The following is a 7,747-nucleotide window of genomic DNA, read 5'->3' as shown; positions in this document are numbered from 1 at the left end:
CCCTTTACCATCAATTTTAAAGTAAACTGATTTTTGATTTTTTAAATCAAAAATAGAATCCTTGTCCTTGTCAAAATCCTTAAAATCAATTAAGTTATTGTAAACGGGAATTAATAATCTGTGATCCAGTTCATCACAGATGGCCTTAGTATAACCTTTAACATCTTTAAAGTCAACTACAAAATCAAATTCCCCTGCCCTTTCACCTTCAATTTCTACATCCACAAAGTAAGAATGTCCATGGATAAAACCACAGGACTCATGACCTGGAATTACATGAGCAGAAGAGAATCTTAAATTTGATTGGATACCATTAACTAAAATTTTCATCCTAACACCTTTGTTTTGCTTATGTCCTTTTCAATTGTTTCCAATTCATTTATAAATCTACTTGCAATATCATTTATTAAATCCAGTATATTATCTTCATTAAATATCTGTCGATTATTAACTTCAATATCATACAATCCAATTGTTTCGACATCATCAGGAGTTCCTTTATCCTCCAGATTAAAAGCGAAATGAATTTTGGAAGAACTCAAAGAGATGGAAGCTATTGAAATGGATAATTTTCTATTGCAAACAAAAATATCATCCCCTTCTCTTTTTGTGGTCACACCATGTTCCGCTAAGATTTCTCTAAATATCATTACTAAGAGTCTTTGCCTTAAATAAGCAATCCTCATATTCGGAGGTTGCTGGTCAAAGAATTCACAAATGAAATTGACCATATAATTGGATTTTATTTCAAGGCCAACATCTGCAAAATCCTTTAAATTGTCTGGAGTAATATTGACCGGACCTATCCAAGTTATAATTGAGGATCCGTAAATTCCAAACTCTTGAAAAGCCCAAGATGGATTAATCTGACTTCCATCATATTCAAAAATTTCATCAATATGTTTATGTGTAATAGTCATTATAAAAACCTAAATTATATTATACTATTAAATATACTAACTTCAAATTATATAAACTAAACTAAAAATAGGCTTCAAAACTAAACCAAATGAAAAAAATATTAACCAAAATATATTCTTGAAAATATTAATTAATGAAAAAAACAATATTTAATCAAGGAGCCAAAAAAATGAAACAAGTTAGAACAAGAGATTTTATTTACACAAGCGATGACTTATACTTCGCATCAACCAATTACATTCATCCCGAAGACAGAGTAATATCTTTTTTAAGATATGTTCCCGATCCTGAAGGTGACCGCGAAAAAGATGGGAAACGATATAGGAAAGTGGGGTCTGAGGAAGCTTATGCTTACCTAAGAGAAAATCACCCAGATTATTTATATTTTTGTGATGTGACAAATGTCGAAATGATGGGTGTTCCACTCGATAAAGTTGAAAGGATTATAAAACCTGAAGACAGATTATATGGTCTTAAAAAGACTTTTGAAGCGGGCGGCGAAGTTAAAAATCCGGAATTGATTGCAAAATTAATGGATGTTGCTGACTTTTTCCACTTTATGGCAGATATTCCTTATGACCATCTAGGCATTTCCGGTTCCATTTTACCTGGCCTTCAAAAAGATGATGTAAGTGACTTGGATTTTGTTGTTTATGGTCTTGACAATCACAGAAATGCAATTAAAGCATTCAAAGAACATAGAGGCAAAGAAGTCTACATTGAAGAGGTGGATAAACATATCACAGTACAAGGAATTACAAATGATTATTGGGATTTCGTGTATAATAAAAGAATGAGTGATGCAAGCTTAACTAAAGAAGAATTTAGATGGTATGAAAATAGAAAAGCGAATAGAGGAACTATCAATGGAACTTTATTTGACATTTTGGCTACAAAGGATTATGATGAAATCTCTGGTGTTTGGGGAGACACTGTATATGAACCTCAAGGAATTGCACAAATTGAAGCGGATATTGTAAGCGCACTTGGTGCATTCGATAATCCTTCACTTTATACAATTGAAAATGTTAAAATCCTTGATGGTGTTGAATTCGATTTGACTGAAGTGGTTTCATTTACACACACCTATGCCGGCGAAGTAATTGACGGCGAACATGTAATAGCTAAAGGAAAAGTAGAAAAAGTTATTGTTAATGGTGAAGACTCACATTACCGTTTAGTTGTTGGAACTACTCGTGAAGCTATTGATGAGTATCTGAAACTTAAAGAAAGTCCTGCATAGGATTGAATTATATTTTAAGGAATGTAACGAATTATATCATTAAATTAATGTGATACAATGGGCGAACAAGAAAAATCAGAATGGAACAGTAACTTCGCGTTTATGATGGCGATGATTGGTTCGGCTGTCGGACTTGGAAATATTTGGCGTTTCCCGAATGTTTTATATTCCAACGGTGGAGGATCATTTATGATCCCATATATTGTTTCTTTATTCCTGCTTGGAATTTCATTTGTTTTAATTGAATATGCAGTTGGATTTAAATTCAAAAAGTCATTGGCAAGAATATTATATTCCATCAGTAACCGATTGGAACCTGTCGCATGGTTCATTTTGTTAACTGTATTTTTAATTACAACATATTATGCATGTGTTGTTGGATGGGATTTGATTTATGTATTTCTAAGCATTACAAAAGCTTGGGGTGCAAATCCTGATTTATATTTTACAAATAATGTATTGCACTCAACAGATTCCATTTCTGGCTTATTTACAATTGTGCCAATAGTATTTGTCTCCGTATTCGCCATTTGGTTTATGGCATGGTTCATTATTAAAAGAGATTTGAATGATGGAATTGGACGTGTGAGTAAAATCCTATTGCCCCTACTTTGTTTAATTGTAGTGGGCATTGTTGCATTCTCTTTAACATTGCCAGGAGCATCAATTGGATATACACAGATTTTTACTCCTGATTGGAGCGCATTAGCAAATCCAGAAGTTTGGCTATCAGCTTTTGGACAAATAGTATTTTCACTTAGTTTAGGAATGGCAATTGCTATGACTTATGCAAGTTACCTGCCCGAAGGATCCAAATTAGTGGACAATGCTTTAATTGTTGCTTTCTCAAATTCCGGTTTTGAAGTATTTAACTCCATCGGAATATTTTCGATTTTAGGATTCATGGCATTAACAAGCGGAATCCCATTTAATGAAATTGTAACTGAAGGAACAGGACTTGCATTTGTGGTATTCCCACAAGTATTTAATATAATGGGCGATGCAGCTTATATCGTTGGCCCCTTATTCTTCTTATGCATATTGTTTGCAGGAATTACATCAGTCATTGCACTTCTTGAAGGCGTTTGTTATTCTATTTCAGAAAAATTCCTTATTGAACGTAAAAAGACTGCTACAGTGGTATGCATTATAGGATTTTTAATATCCACATTATTTGCAACCGGTGCAGGAAGTGCAATTTTAGGAGTATTCGACACATATCTGAATAGTTTCGCATTATTATTTGCAATACTCCTTGAATGCATAATATTCGGTTGGATTTACAAATTTGATTATTTAGCTGAAACATTAAATAAAAACTCAACACTCAAAGTAGGAAAAATTTGGAAAATCATTATTAAATTTATTTTACCGTTATGTATTTTTTTCCTTTGGGCTCAAGGAATATACTACACATTTAAAGCAGCAGACGGATTCAGCATCACTATCGAAATAATATTAACAGTATTGTTAATAATAATCCCATTCATTTTTGCAAAATTACCTGCTGTAAATGAAAATTATTATGACTGATAAAATTGACTTAAAATAGCTAAATTACTAGCTATTCACTTTTTTTATTTTAATTGAAAATATTTATGCTCCTTATAACTTCTAAATATTTATATTATTAATTTTAAAGTAATATTACACAATTTTAGAGGTTATTATATGATAAACATATCTTCAATAAAAACACACATGTTCTGTCCCATGAAACTATATATTCAAACACATGTCGATACTGAGGAAAATAATGATTATCAACTAGCTATTGAAATTAAAAAGCTTAAAATTGATATTCAGGATTTAATTAATAAGAATATGCGAAAAATCAGAAAAGAAATGACAATTACGGAAATTGAAAATGAGTTATCCGAAAACATCAATATTTTCATTGAAAGCAGCACCAATGCCATTAGAAGCATGGAATTAAATTTGGAATCCTCACAAATTAATGAGATAATCGACAATACATATTTCAATATTAAAATAACTGCATTAAGAGTAAAACAAGCAATGAACATACTTGAAAAAGATGCATTTGCGATTACAGATATGTTTTTTCCTAATTGCATGTATTCCTACTTACTGAAAGATTCACAACTTGAATTAATTGGAATCTGTGATAAAATAGAAATAATTGATGGGAAATATTATCCAGTATCAATCAAGAGTTCAAATCCTCCATTAAAAGGAGTTTGGGACCAAGATGCAATCGAACTAGTGGCACATGCAATTTTGGTTGAAGAGGAATTTGACACGGAAGTATTTGTAGGCTTCATATACTATGAAAAAATTGCTGAAAAAAGACCTATAATAATGGACGTGAATTTGCGAAAAGGATTATTCGAAGTAATGAGAGAAGTTAAAGAAATAACTGAAAATAATAAACTTCCAAATGTTAAAATAAATTCTAAAAAATGTAAAAATTGCAAATATAAAGAAATGTGTATTAAAAATTAAAATTTAAAGGGAGTTATAAAATAACTCCCCTATATGTCCATAAACATGAATATTAATACTTGATTTTGTCTCCAAGACGATTAATATCAAAAACTGCAGTATCCGCTATAGACATTACTGCCAAAACACCGGCTTGAATCGGATCGGTAATAATCAAATCAGCATAATCAGTTACACTACCTGGCATATTAAGAGAAATAACAATTAAATCTTTTTCTTCTTTTACTTTCTTAACTGCTTGTGTAATTTTTCCTCCCATTAATGAACCGGCCAAAACCAGCACGTTTACACGAGGCAATCTGGAAATTGCTTCAATAGCTTCAGATAAATTTTTTTCACCTACTAATGGGATTGTATCAACACTGATCCGTTCACCACGTATATTATGTCTATCAGCTTCAATAATAGCACCTGTAGCCACTTGTGACACTTGTGCTCCACCACCAACAATGATTATACGCTTTCCCCATATGTCAGATTGAGAACCGTGCAATTCAACTGATTTTACTTCATCGATATTGTTTAAATCATCAATTAAATCATCAATATCCGCAACATGCTCAAGTTCCAAATTAATGGAACCCATGTTATTTTTTTCGACGAAAAGATGAACATAACTGATATTGGCACCATGATTGGTGATGACATCAGTAATATCATCCAATACGCCTTTCTTTTCATCTGATTTAATGGTTAATGTATAATCACTCATTTTTTGGCCTAATTTTATCTAATTCTGCATGTGCCCTTTTCCACATGCTTAAATAATTATCATCCTTAGTAACTGGAATTACATCAAGACCTAATTTTTTATGTTCAACAATCCATTCTTCATGAAAGACTGGTATTTCGATTTTGATTGGTTCAGAGGTTTTATTTACAACTATAAGATTTCTGTAAGGAAAATCCCATTCAACAATGTATCCTCCAAGACTTACCATATGATATGGCCTCATAACAAATTTCAAAATAATCACCTCATAATAATCCAAGTATAATAGATAGTACACCAAGCAATGTTGTACCTAAAATTGTAGGTAACAATTGCCTATTTGTAAATACAGGGCTAAATGCAGATAATATGCCCATCATAAATACGAATATTAATGCAACTGCAATATTGACTAAAATTCCTAATGACAATATGTTTGGCGGGATTCCAATAAACAATACTGAAAAGATTGCACCAAGTACAAACATGAAAAATCCTCTTGTCAAGTAAACAACGGCACGATATTTTGCAGCGTATTCCATGTATGGGCCTTCAATAACATCAGATTTTGCTTTGATTATTGAAAATGGATATTCATTTAATATAATCATGTAACCTATGAAGAATACAATAGCTGCAATTCCTCCCGCTACAGTAAACAAGAATGGACCATGAACATGTTGATAAGCTACAATATCTTGAAGGAAAATACTTCTTGCAGCAGTTACCGGAGCAAACAATGCCAAGTATAGTGGGAATGAACCATATGTAATCATTCTTAAAGATCTTCTTGCACTTATATCTTCAACAAATGACCTTGTAGCATTTAAGTGAGCAGCCCCTCTAGTCAAATCAGGGAACGGCATTCTAACAGACATGACTGATTTGGATAATGCCCCCATCAAAACATAACAGATTTCTTCCAATTTTAAAAATCCGACAATAGCCACCAAACTTGCTAATGCAGGAATTTGATAAGCTTGAGGTGTTAATGCAATAAGTATGCATAAAACCACAATAAAACAGATTATTGGTAAAGCTTTGTATAATTTTGGAACAGGAGACGAAATTTCAACATTTTCCTTAAACATGAATTTTAACGGAGCCATAATTCCTGGAGAAGTTACAGGAGGTCCGATTCTCTGTTGAATTCTTGCATGAATATATTTTCTCTCAATTCCCGGAAGCAATGTTGAAATAATAAAACAAACAAGCAATGTAAGAAATACTGCAAAAATTGAAACTATAATAGTATTAGCTGACATGATTTATCTCCTAATTATTTCAATTGCCCTGTCAGTACAAGTGAAACATGGATCACATTGTACAATACATAATTGAGCATCTGTAATCTGATCTCCAATACATGCATATTGCATTGCGCCAATATTTGCCATAGATGGAGTTCTTATAACACAGTGCCTTACTCTTCCACTTTCAAGTGCATATGAATGATATAAAGTTCCTCTTGGAACTTCAATATAACTTTCAATTAAATCTGTGTCAAACATTTCCCAATCCCTATTTATTACTTTACCTTCAGGAATGTTTGCAATTGCTTGTCTGATAATTTTAATTGACTCAAATGATTCCAATGCCCTCATAACTAAATTTGATTTGACGTCACCATCCTGTTGGGTGATAACATTAAAATCAAAATTGTCATACTCAAACATGGTTGTCCTTAAATCTCTTGCAACACCAGTAGCCCTAAGAGACGGACCAGTGACAGCCAGCTCAATAGCCTGCTTTTGAGGAAGCACACCAATGCCTGTGACCCTTGACAATAATATGGAATCTGCTAAAAATCTTTCAACGAATCCAGTAAGTCCTTCTTCAACTGCATCCATATCTTTCCTAAGCCTTTCTATCTTAGCTTCATCCAAATCACATCTAGGCCTTACTCCACCTAAAACAGAACAACCGTATTGGACTCTGTTTCCACCAATCATTGCAAGCAGTTCCATGACAATTTCCCTTAAGTAAAATATCCTCATTGAAAAAGTTTCATGAGACAACACTTCACAACCATGCGCCAAATACAAGAAGTGTGAATGCAAACGTTCAAGTTCACCCATTATCACACGAATATATTCAGCCCTCTCAGGAATTTCAATACCTAATCCAATTTCCGCGGTTCTGCAAGAATTCCATATATGTGAATTAGAACAAATTCCACAAATTTTTTCAGTAAGTGCATTAGCTTTTTCAACTGGAAGACCTTCCATAATCCTTTCTATACCCCTATGGTTAACACCAATAGTTATTTCGGCTTCTTGAACTATTTCATCTTCAACAAAAAACCTAACTCTATATGGTTCCAATGCAGCAGGGTGAACTGTACCCATTGGAATTTCCGTTTCAATAATATTGCTTCTTGGTACTTTTTCATCCATTTAATCACC

General features: G+C 32.7%; 9 protein-coding genes. 3 read left to right on the top strand and 6 right to left on the bottom strand.

What is annotated here, in order from left to right:
* Nucleotides 1-330: 6-pyruvoyl tetrahydropterin synthase family protein (locus IJI93_RS08460; protein ID WP_292822130.1), on the bottom strand; the 330-nt coding region annotated here is incomplete at its 3' end.
* The gene (locus IJI93_RS08455; protein ID WP_292822128.1) at nucleotides 327-920 is read right to left on the bottom strand and encodes a DUF366 family protein; all 594 of its coding nucleotides are present in this window, start codon (nucleotides 918-920) and stop codon (nucleotides 327-329) included. The genes IJI93_RS08460 and IJI93_RS08455, both read right to left, overlap by 4 nt.
* A 170-nt stretch (nucleotides 921-1,090) precedes the next feature.
* On the opposite strand from IJI93_RS08455, the gene IJI93_RS08450 reads away from it, so the two are divergent.
* The 3 genes from IJI93_RS08450 to cas4 all read left to right on the top strand — a co-directional run bounded on the left by IJI93_RS08450 (nucleotide 1,091) and on the right by cas4 (nucleotide 4,630).
* Entirely contained in the window at nucleotides 1,091-2,164 is a 1,074-nt protein-coding gene (locus IJI93_RS08450; protein ID WP_292822126.1) for a DNA polymerase subunit beta, read from the top strand.
* 57 nt (nucleotides 2,165-2,221) lie between these two features.
* Nucleotides 2,222-3,697 carry a sodium-dependent transporter gene (locus IJI93_RS08445; protein WP_292822124.1) on the top strand — a complete coding sequence of 492 codons (1,476 nt, stop codon included), beginning with the start codon at nucleotides 2,222-2,224 and terminating at the stop codon, nucleotides 3,695-3,697.
* A 138-nt stretch (nucleotides 3,698-3,835) separates the two neighbouring features.
* The gene (gene cas4 / locus IJI93_RS08440) at nucleotides 3,836-4,630 is read left to right on the top strand and encodes a CRISPR-associated protein Cas4 (RefSeq protein WP_292822123.1); all 795 of its coding nucleotides are present in this window, start codon (nucleotides 3,836-3,838) and stop codon (nucleotides 4,628-4,630) included.
* Nucleotides 4,631-4,682: 52 nt separating this feature from the next.
* On the opposite strand, the gene IJI93_RS08435 is transcribed toward cas4, so the two are convergent.
* The 4 genes from IJI93_RS08435 to IJI93_RS08420 are packed head-to-tail and all read right to left on the bottom strand — an operon-like array spanning nucleotide 4,683 to nucleotide 7,738.
* Complete coding sequence (locus IJI93_RS08435) at nucleotides 4,683-5,342, bottom strand: DUF5612 domain-containing protein (protein WP_292822122.1); 660 nt, start codon at nucleotides 5,340-5,342, stop codon at nucleotides 4,683-4,685.
* On the bottom strand, nucleotides 5,335-5,598 hold the full coding sequence (locus IJI93_RS08430; RefSeq protein ID WP_292822120.1) for an energy-converting hydrogenase B subunit P: 264 nt from the start codon (nucleotides 5,596-5,598) through the stop codon (nucleotides 5,335-5,337). Before IJI93_RS08430 ends, IJI93_RS08435 begins: the two co-directional genes overlap by 8 nt.
* 10 nt (nucleotides 5,599-5,608) lie before the next feature.
* Nucleotides 5,609-6,607 carry a respiratory chain complex I subunit 1 family protein gene (locus IJI93_RS08425; protein ID WP_292822118.1) on the bottom strand — a complete coding sequence of 333 codons (999 nt, stop codon included), beginning with the start codon at nucleotides 6,605-6,607 and terminating at the stop codon, nucleotides 5,609-5,611.
* A 3-nt stretch (nucleotides 6,608-6,610) separates the two neighbouring features.
* Nucleotides 6,611-7,738, bottom strand: coding sequence for a nickel-dependent hydrogenase large subunit (locus tag IJI93_RS08420; protein ID WP_292822116.1), 1,128 nt, complete (start codon nucleotides 7,736-7,738; stop codon nucleotides 6,611-6,613).
* Between the last annotated feature and the right edge of the window lie 9 nt (nucleotides 7,739-7,747).

It is taken from the genome of Methanobrevibacter sp. (assembly GCF_017431965.1).
GTDB lineage: Archaea > Methanobacteriota > Methanobacteria > Methanobacteriales > Methanobacteriaceae > Methanocatella.
The sequence above is the reverse complement of the archived record's forward strand: the minus strand, read 5'-3'. Positions and strand labels throughout refer to the sequence as shown.

Excerpts from the sequence above, each read along its gene's own strand:
- IJI93_RS08455 (WP_292822128.1), bottom strand. The coding sequence starts at position 920 with ATGACTATTACACATAAACATATTGATGAAATTTTTGAATATGATGGA.
- IJI93_RS08450 (WP_292822126.1), top strand. The coding sequence starts at position 1,091 with ATGAAACAAGTTAGAACAAGAGATTTTATTTACACAAGCGATGACTTA.
- IJI93_RS08445 (WP_292822124.1), top strand. The coding sequence starts at position 2,222 with ATGGGCGAACAAGAAAAATCAGAATGGAACAGTAACTTCGCGTTTATG.
- cas4 (WP_292822123.1), top strand. The coding sequence starts at position 3,836 with ATGATAAACATATCTTCAATAAAAACACACATGTTCTGTCCCATGAAA.
- IJI93_RS08435 (WP_292822122.1), bottom strand. The coding sequence starts at position 5,342 with ATGAGTGATTATACATTAACCATTAAATCAGATGAAAAGAAAGGCGTA.
- IJI93_RS08425 (WP_292822118.1), bottom strand. The coding sequence starts at position 6,607 with ATGTCAGCTAATACTATTATAGTTTCAATTTTTGCAGTATTTCTTACA.
- IJI93_RS08420 (WP_292822116.1), bottom strand. The coding sequence starts at position 7,738 with ATGGATGAAAAAGTACCAAGAAGCAATATTATTGAAACGGAAATTCCA.